Origin of the sequence: Caballeronia sp. GAWG1-5s-s, from assembly GCF_023631445.1 — a bacterium.
Taxonomy (GTDB): domain Bacteria; phylum Pseudomonadota; class Gammaproteobacteria; order Burkholderiales; family Burkholderiaceae; genus Caballeronia.
Genome location: NZ_JALQDC010000004.1, coordinates 114,135 through 131,330, shown reverse-complemented (window position 1 = coordinate 131,330; position 17,196 = coordinate 114,135). Strand labels below are relative to the sequence as shown.

General features: G+C 64.6%; 15 protein-coding genes. 2 read left to right on the top strand and 13 right to left on the bottom strand.

What is annotated here, in order from left to right:
- The 13 genes from lpxA to rpsB all read right to left on the bottom strand — a co-directional run bounded on the left by lpxA (position 1) and on the right by rpsB (position 13,239).
- The gene (lpxA, locus tag NCR34_RS06445; protein ID WP_175940141.1) at positions 1-789 is read right to left on the bottom strand and encodes an acyl-ACP--UDP-N-acetylglucosamine O-acyltransferase; all 789 of its coding nucleotides are present in this window, start codon (positions 787-789) and stop codon (positions 1-3) included.
- 45 nt (positions 790-834) lie between these two features.
- Positions 835-1,299: a 3-hydroxyacyl-ACP dehydratase FabZ gene (gene fabZ / locus NCR34_RS06440; RefSeq protein WP_175940140.1), complete on the bottom strand. Its 465-nt coding sequence runs from the start codon at positions 1,297-1,299 to the stop codon at positions 835-837.
- A 118-nt stretch (positions 1,300-1,417) separates the two neighbouring features.
- Positions 1,418-2,506, bottom strand: coding sequence for a UDP-3-O-(3-hydroxymyristoyl)glucosamine N-acyltransferase (gene lpxD, locus NCR34_RS06435; protein ID WP_250499510.1), 1,089 nt, complete (start codon positions 2,504-2,506; stop codon positions 1,418-1,420).
- Between the two features lie 30 nt (positions 2,507-2,536).
- Positions 2,537-3,076: an OmpH/Skp family outer membrane protein gene (locus NCR34_RS06430; RefSeq protein WP_175940139.1), complete on the bottom strand. Its 540-nt coding sequence runs from the start codon at positions 3,074-3,076 to the stop codon at positions 2,537-2,539.
- 73 nt (positions 3,077-3,149) lie between these two features.
- Positions 3,150-5,462, bottom strand: coding sequence for an outer membrane protein assembly factor BamA (gene bamA / locus NCR34_RS06425; RefSeq protein WP_250499348.1), 2,313 nt, complete (start codon positions 5,460-5,462; stop codon positions 3,150-3,152).
- 77 nt (positions 5,463-5,539) lie between these two features.
- Positions 5,540-6,922 carry an RIP metalloprotease RseP gene (gene rseP, locus NCR34_RS06420; RefSeq protein ID WP_250499346.1) on the bottom strand — a complete coding sequence of 461 codons (1,383 nt, stop codon included), beginning with the start codon at positions 6,920-6,922 and terminating at the stop codon, positions 5,540-5,542.
- A gap of 7 nt (positions 6,923-6,929) precedes the next feature.
- Entirely contained in the window at positions 6,930-8,147 is a 1,218-nt protein-coding gene (locus NCR34_RS06415) for a 1-deoxy-D-xylulose-5-phosphate reductoisomerase (RefSeq protein ID WP_250499345.1), read from the bottom strand.
- A gap of 19 nt (positions 8,148-8,166) precedes the next feature.
- Positions 8,167-8,979 (bottom strand): phosphatidate cytidylyltransferase, encoded by an 813-nt coding sequence (locus NCR34_RS06410; protein ID WP_250499344.1) that lies wholly within the window; start codon positions 8,977-8,979, stop codon positions 8,167-8,169.
- On the bottom strand, positions 8,973-9,755 hold the full coding sequence (uppS, locus tag NCR34_RS06405; protein ID WP_175940134.1) for a polyprenyl diphosphate synthase: 783 nt from the start codon (positions 9,753-9,755) through the stop codon (positions 8,973-8,975). The genes NCR34_RS06410 and uppS overlap by 7 nt, the downstream gene beginning before the upstream one ends.
- A gap of 85 nt (positions 9,756-9,840) precedes the next feature.
- A complete protein-coding gene (gene frr, locus NCR34_RS06400; RefSeq protein WP_159835988.1) occupies positions 9,841-10,401 on the bottom strand; it encodes a ribosome recycling factor in 561 nt (186 codons plus the stop codon).
- A 104-nt stretch (positions 10,402-10,505) separates the two neighbouring features.
- Positions 10,506-11,219, bottom strand: coding sequence for a UMP kinase (gene pyrH, locus NCR34_RS06395; protein ID WP_159835987.1), 714 nt, complete (start codon positions 11,217-11,219; stop codon positions 10,506-10,508).
- A gap of 251 nt (positions 11,220-11,470) precedes the next feature.
- Complete coding sequence (gene tsf / locus NCR34_RS06390) at positions 11,471-12,352, bottom strand: translation elongation factor Ts (RefSeq protein ID WP_175940133.1); 882 nt, start codon at positions 12,350-12,352, stop codon at positions 11,471-11,473.
- 134 nt (positions 12,353-12,486) lie between these two features.
- The gene (gene rpsB / locus NCR34_RS06385; protein ID WP_087043768.1) at positions 12,487-13,239 is read right to left on the bottom strand and encodes a 30S ribosomal protein S2; all 753 of its coding nucleotides are present in this window, start codon (positions 13,237-13,239) and stop codon (positions 12,487-12,489) included.
- A 387-nt stretch (positions 13,240-13,626) separates the two neighbouring features.
- Here rpsB and map point away from each other — a divergent pair, with 387 nt between their 5' ends.
- Positions 13,627-14,436 carry a type I methionyl aminopeptidase gene (gene map / locus NCR34_RS06380; RefSeq protein WP_175940132.1) on the top strand — a complete coding sequence of 270 codons (810 nt, stop codon included), beginning with the start codon at positions 13,627-13,629 and terminating at the stop codon, positions 14,434-14,436.
- A gap of 88 nt (positions 14,437-14,524) precedes the next feature.
- Positions 14,525-17,110 (top strand): [protein-PII] uridylyltransferase, encoded by a 2,586-nt coding sequence (locus tag NCR34_RS06375; RefSeq protein WP_250499343.1) that lies wholly within the window; start codon positions 14,525-14,527, stop codon positions 17,108-17,110.
- Positions 17,111-17,196 lie beyond the last annotated feature (86 nt).

The window sequence follows — 17,196 nt, the reverse complement described above, 5'->3', positions numbered from 1 at the left end:
TCAGCGGATGATGCCGCGCTGCGACGCCGCGATGAAATCGGTGAACGCCTTGACCGGCGCGTCGCCGTCGCCGCCTGCCGCGCCCAGTTCCTTCAGTTGCGCCTTGGCTTCTTCGAGCGACAGGCCGCTCTTGTAGACGATGCGATACGCCTGGCGCAGCGCCGAAATGGCGTCCGGCGTGAAGCCGCGGCGGCGCAGACCCTCGACGTTGATACCGTGCGGTTCCGCCTTGTTGCCGGCCGCGATGACGAACGGAGGCACGTCCTGCACGAGCGCGGATGCGCCGCCGAGCATCGAATGCGCGCCGATGCGCACGAACTGATGCACGCCCGACATGCCGCCGACGATCGCGTGGTCGCCCACCGTCACGTGCCCGGCCAGTTGCGCATTGCTCGACATGATGACGTGGTTGCCGAGCGTGCAGTCATGGCCGACGTGCACGTACGCCATGATCCAGCAATCGTCGCCGATCGACGTCACGCCCCGGTCCTGCACGGTGCCGGTATGCAGCGTGGTGAATTCGCGGATGGTGTTGCGGTCGCCGATCACAAGACGCGTCGGCTCGTCGCGGTACTTCATGTCCTGCGGCCGTCCGCCGATGGACGCGTAATGCCCGATGCGGTTCTCGCGTCCGATGGTCGTGTGACCTTCGATCACGCTGTGCGAGCCGATTGTCGTGCCCGCGCCGATGACGACATGCGCGCCGACGACCGCGTACGGTCCGACTTCGACCGAATCGTCCAGTTGCGCGCCTGGCTCGATGATCGCGGTGGGGTGAATGATGGTCATGCGCCTCGCCTCTGTATGCTGTGTTTCTGCCGTTGTCTGCTGCGCTTAAGCGCCGGCGTCCGTGTTCTTCACGGTGCACATGAGTTCCGCCTCGGCAGCCGTCACGCCATCCACTTCGGCGCGCGCCTTGAACTTCCAGATGCCCCGCATGTACCGCTCGAAGTTGACGTTGAGAATCAGCTGATCGCCCGGTTCCACCACGCGCTTGAAACGCGCGCCGTCGATGCCGACGAAGTAGTAAAGCGTGGTCGTCGGGTCGTGCGGCTCTTCGGCGAACGTGAGCAACGCGGCGGTTTGCGCGAGCGCTTCGAGAATGAGTACGCCGGGCATCACGGGCCGCGTCGGGAAATGTCCCTGGAAATACGGCTCGTTGATCGACACGTTCTTCAGCGCCTTGATGCTCTTGTGCGGCTCCAGTTCGAGCACGCGGTCCACGAGCAGGATCGGGTACCGATGCGGCAGCAGCGTGAGGATCTTATGGATGTCGAGGTTGATTTTTTCTGTGCTCATGGTGGTTCTGCTCGCGCGCATCTCCTGCGCGGAAATTGACTGCGGGCGTCGTGCGCCCGCTTGGTGAATCTTACTGTGTTGCCGGTGCTCGCCTGCGCGCTCTCCGGCAGCCTTGCGGTTATGCTTCGTCGCCCTGCTCGCCTGCCTTCTGGCTTAGCGCCGATTCCAGCGCCTTGATGCGATCGCGCAGCTTGTCCAAATTGCGCACGAGCGCGGCGCTCTTGTTCCAGTCGGCGTGATTCACGGCCGGAAATGCGCTCGTGTACATGCCGGGCCGCGTGAGCGACTTCGAGACGCCCGACTGCGCGGTGACGATCACATGATCCGCCAGCGTCACGTGGCCCGCGATGCCCACCGCGCCGCCGATCATGCAATGCCGCCCGATGTTCGTGCTACCCGCGATGCCCGCGCAGCCCGCGATCACCGTGTAGGCGCCGATGCGGCAGTTATGGCCGATCTGCACGAGATTGTCGATCTTCACGCATTCTTCGATGACCGTATCGGCCATGGCGCCGCGGTCGATGGTCGTGTTCGCGCCGATCTCCACGTCGTCGCCGATATCGACCGCGCCGACCTGCGGAATCTTCACCCAGCTCCCCGTACGCGCCTCGCCCTCGCCGACGAAATCCGGCGCGAAACCGAAGCCGTCCGCGCCGATCACTGCGCCCGCATGCACGATCACGCGCGCGCCGAGCTTGCAGCCATGATAGACGGTGACATTGGGATACAGATGCACGTCGTCGGCCAGCGTGACGCCCTGACCGACGGACACGCCGGCGTCCAGCCGCACGCGCTCGCCGACGACCGCGCCCGCTTCCACCGTGACATGCGGGCCGATGACCGCGCTCGCGGCCACTTTCGCGGCCGGGTCGATCCACGCGCTCGGATGCACGCCCGGCACCGCCTTCGGCGACGCCAGCTCGATAAACGCCTGCGCGACGCGGGCGAAGTAAGCGTAGGGATTCGGCGTGACGATGAAATTACTGCCTTCGCGCGGCGCGGGCAGTTTGTCGAGGTCCGCGCGGGAAATCAGCACGGCGCCGGCGCGCGTCGTCTCGACCTGCGGCAGATACTTGTGGTTCGCGAGAAACGCGAGTTGCGCAGGCCCCGCCTTGTCGAGCGGCGCAAGGCCCTCGACGCGATGCGCGCCCTGGCCGACCACCTCGCCGCCAAAGCGCCTGACCAGTTCGTCGAGCGTGATCGCCATGCCTGATGCCATGCCTATGAAAACTCCTCGTCAGTTCGGGCTCGCGCCGCCGTTCTGGCTCGTCGCCGCCAGCGCCTTCAGCACCTGATCCGTGATGTCGATGCGCGGGCTCACGTACACCGCTTCCTGCACGATCAGGTCGTAGTGCTGCTGCTCGGCAATCTGCTTGATGACCTTGTTCGCGCGATCCAGCACCGCCGCCAATTCCTCGTTGCGGCGCTGGTTCAGGTCTTCGCGGAATTCGCGCTGCTTGCGCTGGAAGTCCGCGTCGAGTTGCGCGAGATCGCGTTGACGCGCGGCGCGGTCGGTGGCCGACATCGAGGCGCCGTTCTTGTCGATGTTGTCCGACATCGACTTGAGCCGCTGCGCCATGTCCTGCAGCGCCTTGTCGCGCTTGGAGAACTCCTGCTCCAGCTTCGACTGCGCGGCCTTCGCCGCCGACGATTCGCGCAGGATGCGGTCCGAATTGACCGCTGCGATGCGCGCTTCCTGAGCGTCCGCTTTCGCGACGGCGCCGAGGCCGAAGACCAGAGACAAAGCCAGCGCCAGCGCCGCATGTTTCGAAAGCATACCGGTTCGCAAAGTGTTCCTCACGTCACGTCGATTTGAAGGAAGTGTCCGTTCGTTCACGTCGGGCCGTCTCTTAGAAGGCCGTACCGATCTGGAACTGGAACTTCTGGTATTGGTCGCCCGTGTGTTTCTGCAGCGGGAAGCCGAGGCTCAGCTTGAGCGGGCCGATCGGCGAAATCCACGCGAGACCCACGCCGTAGCCGTAACGCAGGCCGTTCGCGCCGCTCGTCGTGCCGCCCTGACCCGGATCGCCCCAGACGTTACCGGCGTCGAGGAACGTGAAGACGCGCAGCGTGCGGTCGTAGCCCGTGCCCGGCAGCGGGAACGTCAGCTCGATATTGCCGACCGCCATGCGCGAGCCGCCGATCGGATCGTTCGTGGTGGCGTCGCGCGGACCCAGCGAGCTCGGCGAGTAGCCGCGCACCGAACCGATACCGCCCGCGTAGTAGTTCTTGAAGATCGGGAACGTCTGGCCGTCGAGACCCTTGCCGTAACCGCCTTGCAGGTTGAAGCCGAGCACGAAGCCGCGAGCGAACGAGTAGTAGTACTGGAACTGCGCGTCGAACTTCGCGTACGTGGTGTTGCCGAGCGGCGTGCCGTATTCCGCGTTCGACTGGATGTAGTAGCCGCGGCTCGGCACGAGCGCGCTGTCGCGATTGTCGCGCGACCAGCCGACCGTGAGCGGAAAGTTGTTGACCACGCGGCCGAACTCGGCGACGTAGTTCTTGTACGACTGCGGCGTGGATGCGTCCACGTCCATCGTGTTCTGCTCGGCGCCGACGCCGAAGAACACCGTATCCTGCTCCGAGAACGGAATGCCGAACTTCGTGTCCGCGCCCATCGTCACGATCTTGAAGCTCGAATCCGTCGAGTAGTACAGCGGCTGATACGTGCGGTAGTAAGCGTCGGTGATGCGCTTGATGCCGTCGATGGTGAAGTACGGATCGACCTGCGTGACCGTGAGCGTGCGATAGGTCTTGGCCGTGTTCACGTTGACGGAAAGGCTCGTGCCCGAGCCGAACACGTTGTCCTGCGACACGCCCGCCGACAGCACCACCTTGTCCGTCGACGAGAAGCCCGCGCCCAGCGTGATCGCGCCGGTCGGCTTTTCGGCCACCTTGACGTCGACATCCACCTGGTCGTTCGTGCCTTCCACCGGCGTCGTGGTGACGTCCACGTCCGTGAAATAGCCGAGACGATTCACGCGGTCCTTCGACAGCGCGAGACGGCTCGAATCGAACCACGAGCTTTCGAGCTGGCGCATTTCGCGGCGCACCACTTCGTCGCGCGTGCGCGTGTTGCCGACGATATTCACCCGGCGCACATAGACGCGGCGGCTCGGATCCACTTGCAGCGCGAGCGCGACCGTGTGATGCGCCTGATCGATTTCCGGCTGCGCATTGACTTGCGCGAACGCGTAACCGTACTGGCCGAGCTTGTCGACGATCGCCTTGGTCGTTGCCTGCAGCTTCTCCGCCGAGAAGAGCTGGCCCGGCTTGACGGTGATGAGCTTGTTCAGCTCGGCTTCGCGGTCGAGCAGATTGCCGGCGAGCTTGACGCTCGCGACCTTGTACGGCTCGCCCTCATGCACCGCGATGGTCAGGTACATGTCCTTCTTGTCGGGCGAGATCGACACCTGCGTGGAGTCGATGCTGAACTCGAGGTAGCCGTGGTTCAGGTAGTACGAACGCACGTTCTCGAGGTCGCCCGTCAGCTTTTCCTTCGCGTACAGGTCGCTCTTCGTGTACCACGAGAACCAGTTCGGCGTGGACAGCTGCATTTCGCTCAGCAACGTGCCGCTGCTCACCGCCTTGTTGCCGACGAAGTTGATCTGGCGGATCTTGGCGCTCGGACCTTCGGCCACCGAGAAGAGGATGGACACGCGGTTGCGGTCCACCGGCGTCACCGTGGTGGTCACTTCGGCCGCGTAGTAGCCGCGCGTCAGGTATTGGCGCTTCAGTTCCTGCTCGGCCTTGTCGAGCAGCGACTTGTCGTAAGAACGGCCCTGCGACAGACCGACCGAGCGCAGCGCCTTGGTGATGGTGTCCTTGTCGAACTCGTGCAGACCGCTGAATTCGATGTTCGAAATGGCCGGCCGCTCCTGCACCTGCACGACCACCACGTTGCCTTCGGTTGCAATCTGTACGTCGTTGAAGAAGCCGGTTGCATACAGCGCGCGAATCGCTTCGGAGGCCTTGTCGTCGGTGAACGTGTCGCCTTGCTTGATCGGCAGATAAGCGAATACGGAGCCCGGCTCGATGCGTTGGAGACCTTCGATCCGGATATCCTGCACGACGAACGGCGTGGTGGCGTGTGCCGCCATGCCCGTTGCGGCGAGCGCCGCGGCCACAGCCGACTTAGGAACAAAGCGATGAGGTTTGAACAACGTGCTTCCCCAGTATTTAAAGCTGCATTCGTTCCGGCGGTCGCGTGAGGAGCGCCGCCAGACATTATCAAAGTGGATCAGAAACGGATCAGGCGAGTCAGGTCGTTGAAGAGCGCGATCACCGACAGAGCGACGATGCAGACCAGCCCCGCCCGCTGCAGAACCAGCTGCCAGCGATCGGACACGGCTTTGCCGGTAACGGCTTCAACCAAATAATATAACAGATGCCCACCGTCCAGAACCGGAATCGGTAACAAGTTCAACACACCCAGGCTGATGCTGACGAGCGCCAGGAAAGACACGAACGCGGTCAGACCGAGCCGCGCGCTCTTGCCCGCGTAATCCGCGATGGTGACCGGACCGGACAGGTTTTTCAGCGACGCCTGCCCGACGATCATGCGGCCGAACATGCGCAGCGAATACACGCTGATGTCCCAAGTCCGATTGACGCCGAGACGCAGGCTTTCGAGCGGACCGTAGCGCACGTCGACGGTCGGCAACTGGTTCGCGAGCGCCGCGCCGATGCGACCGATGTCCTTGCCCGTCGCCGCATCGCGCTTCACATCGGGCACGATCTGGACGGAGGCGCGCTTCGCATCGCTGCCCGCGCCGCGCTCGATCTGAAGCGTCACGGGCTTGCCGCCGTGCGCCTTGACGTAGTCGATGAAGCTCGTCGCGTTGTCGACCGGACGGCCGTCTATCGCGCGCAGCCGGTCGCCGGCGACGAGACCGCTTTTCTGCGCCGCGCTGCCCGGCTCCACGCCCGCGACCGTCAGCGTGCCGCCACCCGGCGTAAAGCCGAGCTTGTCCATGAAATCCTGCTCAGCATCCGCGTCCGTGATGCCCGCGACGTTCACCGGAAAGTCGAACGTGCCGTCGTGCGTCTTCGCCATCAGCACGACGCGCCGGTGATCGAACGACGCGTCGAGCAGCTTCCAACGCAGGTCGGACCACGAGCGGATCGGCTCGGTCTGGCCGCCTTGGGCATCGCGCATCGACACGATCTTCTCGCCGCCCTCGAAGCCCGCGCGTGCGGCGGCCGTCGCCGGTGCGGGCGTCGACACGATGGCCTGCGGTTCGGTCACGCCGCCCGCGAACACGGCGGAAAAGAGCGCAATGGCCAGCAGGAAGTTCGCGACCGGCCCGGCGGCGACGATCGCGATGCGCTTGATGACCGGCTGCCGGTTGAATGCGCGCGGCAGGTCCTCTGACGGGATGCTGTCTTCCGTCTCGCGCTCGTCGAGCATCTTCACGTAGCCGCCGAGCGGCAGCGCCGCGATCGTCCACTCGACGCCGGTCTTCTTGCTGACCCAGCGCACGAGCGGCTTGCCGAAGCCGACCGAGAACCGCAACACCTTGACGCCGCACAGTCGCGCGACGCTGTAGTGACCGAATTCGTGGACGACGACGAGCACGCCAATCGCGACGACGAAGGCGACGATTTCGGTCAGGAAGTTCATGAGGGCCTCAATGGGCGATGGGTTCCGCGCCTGGCGCGCTCGCAGTGAGCTCTGCGACGAAACGGGACGCGAGACGGCGCGCGCTGGCATCGGCGGCGAGCACGTCGTCGAGCGATGCGGCGCTCGTGTTCGGCAGGGCGCTCAGCACCCGCTCGACCACGCCGCCGATCGACATGAAGCCGATGCGCCGTGCGAGGAACGCTTCGACCGCGATCTCGTTCGCCGCGTTCAACGCCGCGCTCGCGATGCCGCCGGCTTCGAGCGCGTCGATGGCGAGCGCGAGGCACGGAAAGCGCGCGAAGTCGGGCTTCTCGAAAGTCAGCGAGGCGATCTGCGCGAGGTCCAGCGGCGCGACGCCCGATTCGACGCGATCCGGGAACGCCAGCGCATGCGCGATCGGCGTGCGCATGTCCGGATTGCCGAGTTGCGCGAGCACCGATCCGTCGGCGTACGACACCATCGAGTGAATCACGCTTTGCGGATGGATCAGCACTTCGATGCGCGAGCCCGGCAGATCGAAGAGCCAGTGCGCCTCGATGACTTCGAGGCCCTTGTTCATCATCGTCGCGGAATCGACGGAAATCTTGCGGCCCATCGCCCAGTTCGGATGCTTGCAGGCTTCGTCGGGCGTGACGTCGACGAGCGTCGCAGGCTCGCGCGTGCGAAACGGACCGCCGGACGCCGTGAGAATGATCTTCGACACGCCGCCGTGCAAGCGCGCCTCGTTGTCCGCGCAGGGCGGCAGGCATTGGAACACGGCGTTGTGCTCGCTGTCGACCGGCAAGAGCACGGCGCCATTGTCGCGCACGGCGTCCATGAAGATCTGGCCGGACATGACCAGCGCTTCCTTGTTCGCGAGCAGAATGCGCTTGCCGGCGCGCGCGGCGGCCAGCGTCGGCGCGAGGCCCGCCGCGCCGACGATCGCCGCGACCACGGTGTCGCACTGCGCGGCGCGGGCCACGTCGACGAGCGCGTCCGGGCCGTACGTCACTTCGGTCTTGCTGCCGGCGGCGCGCAACGCAGCGGCGACGCGCGCGGCGGTTTCGGCATCGCCCACGACCGCTACTTCGGGCTGGAAACGCAGGCACTGCGCGACGAGTTTGTCGCCGTTACGGTGAGCGGTGAGCGCGTAGACCGAGAACCGGTCCGGGTGCCGCTCCACGACGTCGAGCGTACTGTCGCCGATCGAGCCCGTGGAGCCGAGCAATGTAAGACGTTTTTGCATGAAATCTTCTCTGGCCGATCTATCCGAGCATGAGCAATGCGATCGGCAATACCGGCAACAATGCATCGATGCGGTCGAGCACGCCGCCGTGGCCCGGCAGCAGACCGCTTGAGTCCTTGACGCCGGCCTGGCGTTTCAGGAGCGATTCGAACAAATCGCCGACCACGCTGAACGCCACCAGCACGGTCAGCGCGACGAGCGCGCGCGCCCAGCCGAGATGTCCGACGAAAGCGGAAAACACGGTCGGCGCATAGACGCCGGTGGCCGCCGCCAGCGAGCCGATCACCATGACGGCCGCCCAGCCGCCGATGGCGCCTTCCCACGTCTTGCCCGGGCTGATGGACGGCGCGAGCTTGTGGCGGCCCAATGCTTTTCCGGCGAAGTATGCGCCTATGTCAGCCAGCCAGACGACTAGGAGAAGCGATAGCACGAACGCGACGCCGACGGTGCGCGCCGCGACGACCGCATGCCAGCACGCGACGAACACGATGATTCCGGCGAAAAGCAGGAACGCGCGCCACGCGCCGCCTGCCAGAACCGGCTTGCGCAACAGCGCGTACGGTCCCGCGAGCACCCAGAAAATCGCCGCCATCTGGAAGAGCGCCTTGGGCGCGACGCCGAGGTACGTGCTGAAAATGAGCGCGAGCCCCGCGACCAGCGCGTACGCCACGGGCCCTGCCCCGTTGAGCTTCAGCAGGCGTCCCCACTCCCACGCGGCGAACACGACGACGAAACCGATCAGCGCGCCGAATGCGCCGATCGGCGCGAACAGCGTGACCGGCACCAGAACCGCCAGCAGCACGATTGCCGTGATGACACGGGTCTTTAGCATGAAAGGGTGTCGGCCTTCTGCGATTGGGACGCGAGTTGCGCGCTGGTGCGCCCGAAACGGCGCTCACGGCCGCCGTATGACGCGATCGCGCGGTCGAGCGCGTCGGCGTCGAAGTCGGGCCAGTAAGTGTCGGTGAAATAGAACTCGGTGTACGCAAGCTGCCACAGCAGGAAATTGCTGATGCGCTGCTCGCCGCCCGTGCGAATGAAGAGGTCGGGCTCCGGCGCGTAAGCCATGGCCAGATGCTCGGCGAAGGACTCGTCGTCCACGCGGGCGGGCGTGCCCTGTTCGAGCGATTGCGCGATGAGCTTCTTGGTCGCCTGCATGATGTCCCAGCGCCCGCCGTAATTGGCCGCGATGGTCAGCGTGAGGCGTGTATTGCGCGCGGTCTTGGTTTCGGCGCGCTGAATCAGCGCGCGGATGCGATCGTCGAACATGGAGATGTCGCCGACGACGCGCAGGCGAATGCCGTTGGCGTGCAGCTTGCCGATTTCGCGTTCCAGCGCGGTCACGAAAAGCCGCATGAGGAACGACACTTCTTCCGTCGGACGACGCCAGTTCTCGGAACTGAACGCGAACAGCGTGACGAATTCGACGCCGCGCTTGGCGCAGCTTTCGACGGTCGCGCGGACCGCATCGACGCCGCGCGTATGACCGGCGACACGCGGCAGGCGCCGCTCGGTCGCCCAACGGCCGTTGCCGTCCATGATGATCGCGACGTGGCGCGGGACAGCCGCGACATCGGGCACGCGAACGGTAGAGCTGGTATAGGTCATGGCCGCTGAATCTTGTAATCGACGGGAAATGAAAAGCCAGCCTGGGTTTTTCGTCACCCGAGGCTGGCAGGACCGGCTTTCGGCCTCACACCGTCATGATTTCGGCTTCTTTCGTCTGAACGAGCTTGTCGATTTCCGCCACGAATTTGTCGGTGAGCTTCTGAACGTCGTCGCTGGCGCGGCGCTCGTCGTCTTCCGAGATTTCCTTGTCTTTCACGAGCTTCTTCAGTTGCTCATTCGCGTCGCGGCGCAGGTTGCGCACCGCGATCTTCGCCGTTTCACCTTCGCTCTTCACGACCTTCGTGAGTTCGCGGCGGCGCTCTTCGGTGAGCGCGGGCATCGGCACGCGGATCAGATCGCCTTGCGTGGCCGGATTCAGGCCGAGATCCGATTCGCGGATCGCCTTTTCGACGACGGCGACCATCTTCTTTTCCCACGGCTGCACGCCGATCGTGCGGGCGTCGACGAGCGTCATGTTCGCCACTTGCGAGATGGGCACGTTGGAGCCGTAGTAATCAACCTGGATGTGATCCAGCAGGCCGGTGTGCGCGCGGCCCGTGCGGATCTTGGCGAGATCGGCCTTGAATGCTTCGATCGATCGCTGCATCTTCTGATCGACGCCCTTTTTGATGTCAGCCACACTCATTTGAACCTCCAAAACCTGGGTTTACTGGCGATGCGGGCGCCCGCTTCGCCCTCGCCCGGCGCGGTTGACGCCGGGGTGCGCGCGGCGCCCGATTACGCGAGAGTTTACACGTGGACGAGCGTCCCTTCGTCGTCGCCTTGCACGATGCGCTTGAGCGCGCCGGCCTTGGTGATCGAAAACACGCGGATCGGCAGTTTCTGGTCGCGGCACAGGGCGAAAGCCGTGGCGTCCATCACCTGCAGATTGCGGCCGATGGCCTCGTCGAAGCTGATCGTGCTGTAGCGCGTCGCGCTCGGGTCCTTCTTCGGGTCGGCGGAGTATACGCCATCGACCTTCGTCGCCTTCAACACCACTTCGGCGCCGACTTCCGAGCCGCGCAGCGCGGCAGCCGTATCCGTCGTGAAGAACGGATTGCCCGTGCCGGCCGCGAAAATCACGACCTTGCCTTCTTCGAGCTGGCGAATGGCGCGCGGGCGGATATACGGCTCGACCACCTGGTCCATGCGCAGCGCCGACTGCACGCGCGCCTCGATGCCCGCGTGGCGCATGGCGTCCTGCAGCGCGAGCGCGTTCATCATCGTGGCGAGCATGCCCATGTAGTCGGCCGTCGCACGGTCCATGCCGGCCGCGCCGCCCGCGACACCGCGAAAGATGTTGCCGCCGCCGATCACGACGGCCAGTTGCGTGCCCATCCGCACCACTTCAGCGACGTCCGCCACCATCCTTTCGATTGTTGCGCGATTGATGCCGAATGCATCGTCGCCCATGAGGGCTTCGCCGGAGAGTTTGAGGAGTACGCGTTTGTAGGCTGTGGGCATATGAGGTTCCGATCGCGCCGAGGAGGGTTGCAACAACGTAGAACTGTAGGGGTGAAACAATAGTTACCGCAAGCGGCCCGGATCGGACTGACGGGCGCGGCATGCACGGGTTAACCCGAACCTACCGCGCCCGCCACATGATGCGAACCGGAACGCCTTGAATCTTTCGGCAGACGCGTGCTGCGATCCGCCGCGGGTGTTCGCTTCGACGCGGCGCCGCGCCATTTGCGCGCAGGCGCCGCGAATACCGCTTACGACTGCTTGGCCGCCGCGACTTGCGCCGCCACTTCGGCTGCGAAGTCGTCCTGGCGCTTCTCGATGCCCTCGCCCACGACGAACAGCGCGAACTTCTGCACCGACGCGTTGGCTGCCTTCAGCATCTGCTCGATCGTCTGCTTGTCGTTCTTCACGAACGGCTGGTTCAGCAGCGAGACTTCCTTCAGATACTTCTGGATGCTGCCGTCGACCATCTTCGCGACGATCTCAGCCGGCTTGCCCGACTCGGCGGCCTTCTGCTCGGCGATGCTGCGCTCCTTGGCGATCAGGTCCGCCGGCACTTCGTCCGACGACAGCGACACCGGCTTCATCGCGGCCACGTGCATGGCCACGTCCTTGCCGACTTGCTCGTCTGCGCCCGTGAACTCGACCAGCACGCCGATGCGCGTGCCGTGCAGGTACGACGCCAGCTTGTTCGTGGTTTCGAAGCGCACGAAGCGGCGGATCGACAGGTTCTCGCCGATCTTGCCGACGAGCGCGAGACGCACGGCGTCGACCGTGTTGCTTTCGTAAGGCAGCGCCGACAGCGCGGCCACGTCAGCCGGATTGCTCTTCGCGACCAGCGCCGCGATGCCCTTGCCGAACGTCATGAAGTCGTCGTTCTTCGCGACGAAGTCGGTTTCGCAGTTCAGCTCGACGAGCGCGCCCACGCCGCCTTCGACGTGCGCCACGACGATGCCTTCGGCCGTCACGCGCGATGCCGCCTTGCTCGCCTTGTTGCCGAGCTTCACGCGCAGCAGCTCTTCAGCGCGCGCCATGTCGCCGTCGGCTTCGGTCAGCGCCTTCTTGCATTCCATCATCGGCGCATCGGTCTTCGCGCGCAGTTCTGCCACCATGCTTGCGGTAATTGCCGCCATCATTCGCTCCTTGAGTCTGTTTGATACGTGCCGCCGGCGTCTGCGCCCACGGCAAAGATTGGTTCAACCATCGCGCCGACTAAAAAAAAGGGGCCTTTCGCAAAGCCCCCTTTTTTGTCGGCCACAGGGCTCGATTACGCCTCTGCGTTGACCTCGACGAACTCGTCGCCTTCGCCGTTGCGCACAGCCTGAACGACGTCGTTCACGGCGTTCGCGCGGCCTTCGAGGATCGCGTCCGCGACGCCTTCGGCGTACAGGGCCACGGCCTTCGACGCGTCGTCGTTACCCGGGATCACGTAGTCGATGCCTTCCGGCGAGTGGTTCGTGTCGACCACGGCGATGACCGGAATGCCGAGCTTCTTCGCTTCGGTGACGGCAATCTTGTGGTAGCCGACGTCGATCACGAAGATCGCGTCCGGAATGCCGCCCATGTCCTTCACGCCGCCGATCGACTTTTGCAGCTTGGCGATTTCGCGTTCGAACAGAAGGGCTTCCTTCTTGCTCATGCGCTCCGTTTCACCCGACTCAACCGCTGCTTCCATGTCCTTCAGGCGCTTGATGGACACTTTCAGCGTCTTGAAGTTCGTCAGCATGCCGCCGAGCCAGCGGGCGTTGACGAAAGGCATGCCCGCGCGCTGGGCTTCCTGCGCGATGGTGTCGCGCGACTGGCGCTTGGTGCCGACGAAAAGAATCGTGCCGCGATTCGCTGCCAACTGGCGCACGTACTTCAGCGCGTCGTTGTAGAGCGGCAGCGTCTTTTCGAGGTTGATGATGTGAATCTTGTTGCGATGACCGAAGATGTACGGGGCCATCTTGGGGTTCCAGAAGCGCGTTTGGTGACCGAAGTGGACACCGGCTTCCAGCATTTGACGCATCGTGACTGCCATGAAATTCTCCGCGAGGGTTGGGTCTTAAGCCGGCTGCCGCATCCTGCGCCCGGTTCAGCATCTCTCTGACCGGACGCCGGACACCCTGGGTGCGCCGGCTTGAGTTTCGGCTTCAGTTTCGAATCAGCGCCGCTTCTTGAACCGCGAACGCTCCAAGTCTTGCCACTCCGAGTGACCAAGAAAGTGGACTAAGACTTAGCCCATGAGTATAGCATGTGACGATTACACCGCTCAAGCCGCCCGATGCCCGCAAAAACCGGCGCGCGGACCGGCTGCGCCGTCTCGCGCGCCGCAGAATCGCCCTGCGGCGCCTTTCCTAAGGTGCGATAATGCCGGCTTCGCGGCTCACGCCCGCCTCCCTGCAAAACCGCGCATTCAGAGCCCGTCATGTCCATTACGCTGAAAAACGAACACGATATCGCGCACATGCGCGTCGCCTGCCGGCTCGCCAGCGAAGTGCTCGATTTCATCACGCCGCATATCGTGCCCGGCGTGACCACCGAAGAACTCGACCGCCTCTGCCACGAATACATGGTGAAGGAACAGGGCACGGTTCCCGCGCCGCTCAACTACCAGCCCCCGGGCTATCCGCCGTATCCGAAGGCCACCTGCATTTCCGTGAACGACGTGATCTGCCACGGCATTCCCGGCGAGAAGGTGTTGAAGAACGGCGACGCGCTCAACATCGACATCACGGTGATCAAGGACGGCTATTTCGGCGACACGAGCCGCATGTTCATCGTCGGCGAGGGCTCGATTCTCGCAAAACGCCTCGTGCAGACGACGTTCGACTGCATGTGGCTCGGCATCGATCAGGTGCGCCCCGGCGCGCATCTGGGCGACATCGGCCACGCCATTCAGAAGCACGCCGAAGCGCAGGGCTACAGCGTCGTGCGCGAATACTGCGGTCACGGCATCGGCACGGTGTTCCACGAGGAGCCGCAAGTGCTGCATTACGGGCGGCCGGGCACGGGCATCGAGTTGCAGCCGGGCATGATCTTCACCGTCGAGCCGATGATCAACGCCGGCCGGCGCGACATCCGCACGATGCCCGACCAGTGGACCGTCAAGACGCGCGACCGCAGTCTGTCGGCGCAATGGGAGCACACGGTGCTCGTCACGCCGACGGGCTACGAAGTGCTGACGGTGTCCGCCGGCACGCAGGCGCCGTCGCAACTGATCGCGGCGACCGCCTGAGGCGCACCAACGCGCTGCGCGCGCCGCGCGAGAGCCACCTTCCGGTTCCCTCGTCCGCCGTTCCATTCATCTCTCGCCGATCCGTCCCATGAGCGTCACTGCCGTCGTCGCCTCGCCTTGCGAAACGCTGCGCGCCGCCTACAAGGCGGCGAAGGCGGCACTCATCGAACGCTTCGAGACGGCATCGAATGTCGACTCGTTGATGCAGGCGCTCGGCCGCGCCACCGACGACGCGCTCAAAGGCGTCTGGTCCGCCTCCGACATGCCCGCGAACGCCACGCTCGTCGCGGTCGGCGGTTACGGGCGCGGCGAGCTTGCGCCCTACTCCGACGTCGACATTCTCGTGTTGCTGCCGGACGCCGTGCCGCAGGCTGAGGAGGCCGATCTCAACGAACGCGTCGAGCGGTTCATCGGCATGGCATGGGATCTCGGGCTCGATATCGGCAGCAGCGTGCGCTCGGTCGAGCAATGCATCGCGGAAGCCGCCAACGACGTGACAGTGCTGACGTCGCTGCTCGAAGCGCGACGCCTTTGCGGCGACGCGGCGCTCTTCAGTCGCTTCACGGAGCGCTATCGCGAAACGCTCGATCCGCGCGCCTTCTTTCAGGCGAAGGTGCTGGAGATGCGGCAGCGTCACGCCAAGTTCCAGGACACGCCGTACAGCCTGGAGCCGAACATCAAGGAAAGCCCGGGCGGGCTGCGCGACCTGCAACTGATCCTCTGGATCACGCGGGCGGCGGGGTTTGGCTCGAGTTGGCGCGAACTGGATGCGCGCGAGCTGATCACCGAGCGCGAGGCGCGCGAACTGCGCCGCAATGAAGCCTTTCTGAAAACGCTGCGCGCCCGCCTGCATGTGATCGCCAAGCGCCGTCAAGACATTCTCGTGTTCGACTTGCAGACGCCGCTCGCCGAGAGCTTCGGCTTCAAGGCGACCGCCGCCAAGCGCGCGAGCGAACAGCTGATGCGCCGCTATTACTGGGCGGCCAAAGCCGTCACGCAGCTCGCCACGATCCTGATCCAGAACGTCGAAGCGCAGCTTTTCCCGTCGACGTCGGGCGTCACGCGCGTGCTGTCCGAGCGTTTCGTCGAGAAGCAAGGCATGCTCGAAATCGCCAGCGACGACGTGTTCGAACGCGAACCGCACGCCATTCTCGAAGCCTTCCTGCTTTACGAGCAGACGCGCGGCGTGAAGGGCCTGTCCGCGCGGACACTCCGTGCGATCTACAACGCGCGCGAAATCATGGACCGCAACTGGCGGCGCGACCCGGAGAACCGGCGTCTTTTCATGGACATCCTGAAGCAGCCCGAAGGCATCACGCATGCGCTGCGGCTCATGAACCAGACGAGCGTGCTCGGGCGCTACCTGCTGAACTTCCGGCGCATCGTCGGCCAGATGCAGCACGACCTCTATCACGTCTATACGGTCGATCAACACATCCTGATGGTGCTGCGCAATCTGCGCCGCTTCGCCATTGCGGAGCACGCGCACGAATACCCGTTCTGTAGTCAGCTGATGGGCAACTTCGAGCGGCCGTGGGTGCTTTACGTCGCGGCGCTGTTCCACGATATCGCGAAGGGCCGCGGCGGCGATCATTCGACGCTCGGCATGGCGGACGCCCGCCGCTTCTGCCGCGAGCACGAGATGAGCGCGGACGACACGGAACTCGTCGTGTGGCTGGTGCAGCAGCATCTGACGATGAGCCATGTCGCGCAGAAACAGGACACGAGCGATCCGGAAGTCATCAAGCAATTCGCGTCGGTGGTGAAGACGGAGCGGCGCCTGACCGCGCTCTACCTGCTGACCGTGGCCGACATTCGCGGCACGAGCCCGAAGGTCTGGAACAACTGGAAAGGCAAGCTGCTCGAAGATTTGTACCGCGCGACGCTCGCCGTGCTCGGCGGCGCGCGGCCCGACACGCATTCGGAACTGAAGTCCCGGAAAGAAGCCGCGCTTGCGCTCCTGCGCCTCGAAACCGTGCCCGAGCACGCGGAAAAGCGGCTGTGGGATCAACTCGACGTCGGCTATTTCCTGCGTCACGATCCAGCGGACATAGCCTGGCAGACGCGCGTGCTGTACCGGCACGTGGAAAGCGACGCGCCGATCGTCCGCGCCCGTCCCTCGCCGATCGGCGCGGCGCTGCAGGTGCTCGTCTATCTGCGCGACCGGCCGGATCTCTTCGCCGGCATCTGCGCGTACTTCGACAAGAACGGCCTCTCCGTGCTCGATGCGCGCATCACGACGACGCGCCACGGCTACGCGCTCGACAACTTCCTCGTCGCGCATCCGGATCACGACGGGAGCTATCGCGATATCGCGAATCTTGTGGAACAGCAACTGAGCGCGCGCTTGACGGACGAAAGCATTTTGCCGGAGCCGTCGAAAGGCCGCGTCTCGCGGCTCGTGCGCACTTTCCCGGTCACGCCGCGCGTGGATTTGCGCCCCGACGAGCGTGGCCAGTACTACATCCTGTCCGTGTCGGCGAACGACCGGCAGGGCCTTCTTTATTCGATCGCGCGCGTGCTCGCGCAACACCGGATCGGCGTGCAGGCGGCGCGCATCAACACGCTCGGCGAACGCGTCGAAGACGTGTTCCTGCTCGATGGCCGAGGCCTGTCGTCGAACCGCACGCAGATCCAGGTCGAAACCGAACTGCTGCGCGCGATCGCAGCCTGAGACTTTATGCGCGTCAAACTGACAGCCAAACATCCGCGTCCCACGTCGTCGACGCGATCGCCGATCCGTTCCGGATCGATCACTGG

Excerpts from the sequence above, each read along its gene's own strand:
- pyrH (WP_159835987.1), bottom strand. The coding sequence starts at position 11,219 with ATGCCCACAGCCTACAAACGCGTACTCCTCAAACTCTCCGGCGAAGCC.
- lpxA (WP_175940141.1), bottom strand. The coding sequence starts at position 789 with ATGACCATCATTCACCCCACCGCGATCATCGAGCCAGGCGCGCAACTG.
- fabZ (WP_175940140.1), bottom strand. The coding sequence starts at position 1,299 with ATGAGCACAGAAAAAATCAACCTCGACATCCATAAGATCCTCACGCTG.
- uppS (WP_175940134.1), bottom strand. The coding sequence starts at position 9,755 with ATGACCTATACCAGCTCTACCGTTCGCGTGCCCGATGTCGCGGCTGTC.
- tsf (WP_175940133.1), bottom strand. The coding sequence starts at position 12,352 with ATGGCGGCAATTACCGCAAGCATGGTGGCAGAACTGCGCGCGAAGACC.
- NCR34_RS06415 (WP_250499345.1), bottom strand. The coding sequence starts at position 8,147 with ATGCAAAAACGTCTTACATTGCTCGGCTCCACGGGCTCGATCGGCGAC.
- NCR34_RS06430 (WP_175940139.1), bottom strand. The coding sequence starts at position 3,076 with ATGCTTTCGAAACATGCGGCGCTGGCGCTGGCTTTGTCTCTGGTCTTC.
- lpxD (WP_250499510.1), bottom strand. The coding sequence starts at position 2,506 with ATGGCGATCACGCTCGACGAACTGGTCAGGCGCTTTGGCGGCGAGGTG.
- NCR34_RS06375 (WP_250499343.1), top strand. The coding sequence starts at position 14,525 with ATGAGCGTCACTGCCGTCGTCGCCTCGCCTTGCGAAACGCTGCGCGCC.
- rpsB (WP_087043768.1), bottom strand. The coding sequence starts at position 13,239 with ATGGCAGTCACGATGCGTCAAATGCTGGAAGCCGGTGTCCACTTCGGT.
- frr (WP_159835988.1), bottom strand. The coding sequence starts at position 10,401 with ATGAGTGTGGCTGACATCAAAAAGGGCGTCGATCAGAAGATGCAGCGA.
- NCR34_RS06410 (WP_250499344.1), bottom strand. The coding sequence starts at position 8,979 with ATGCTAAAGACCCGTGTCATCACGGCAATCGTGCTGCTGGCGGTTCTG.
- rseP (WP_250499346.1), bottom strand. The coding sequence starts at position 6,922 with ATGAACTTCCTGACCGAAATCGTCGCCTTCGTCGTCGCGATTGGCGTG.
- map (WP_175940132.1), top strand. The coding sequence starts at position 13,627 with ATGTCCATTACGCTGAAAAACGAACACGATATCGCGCACATGCGCGTC.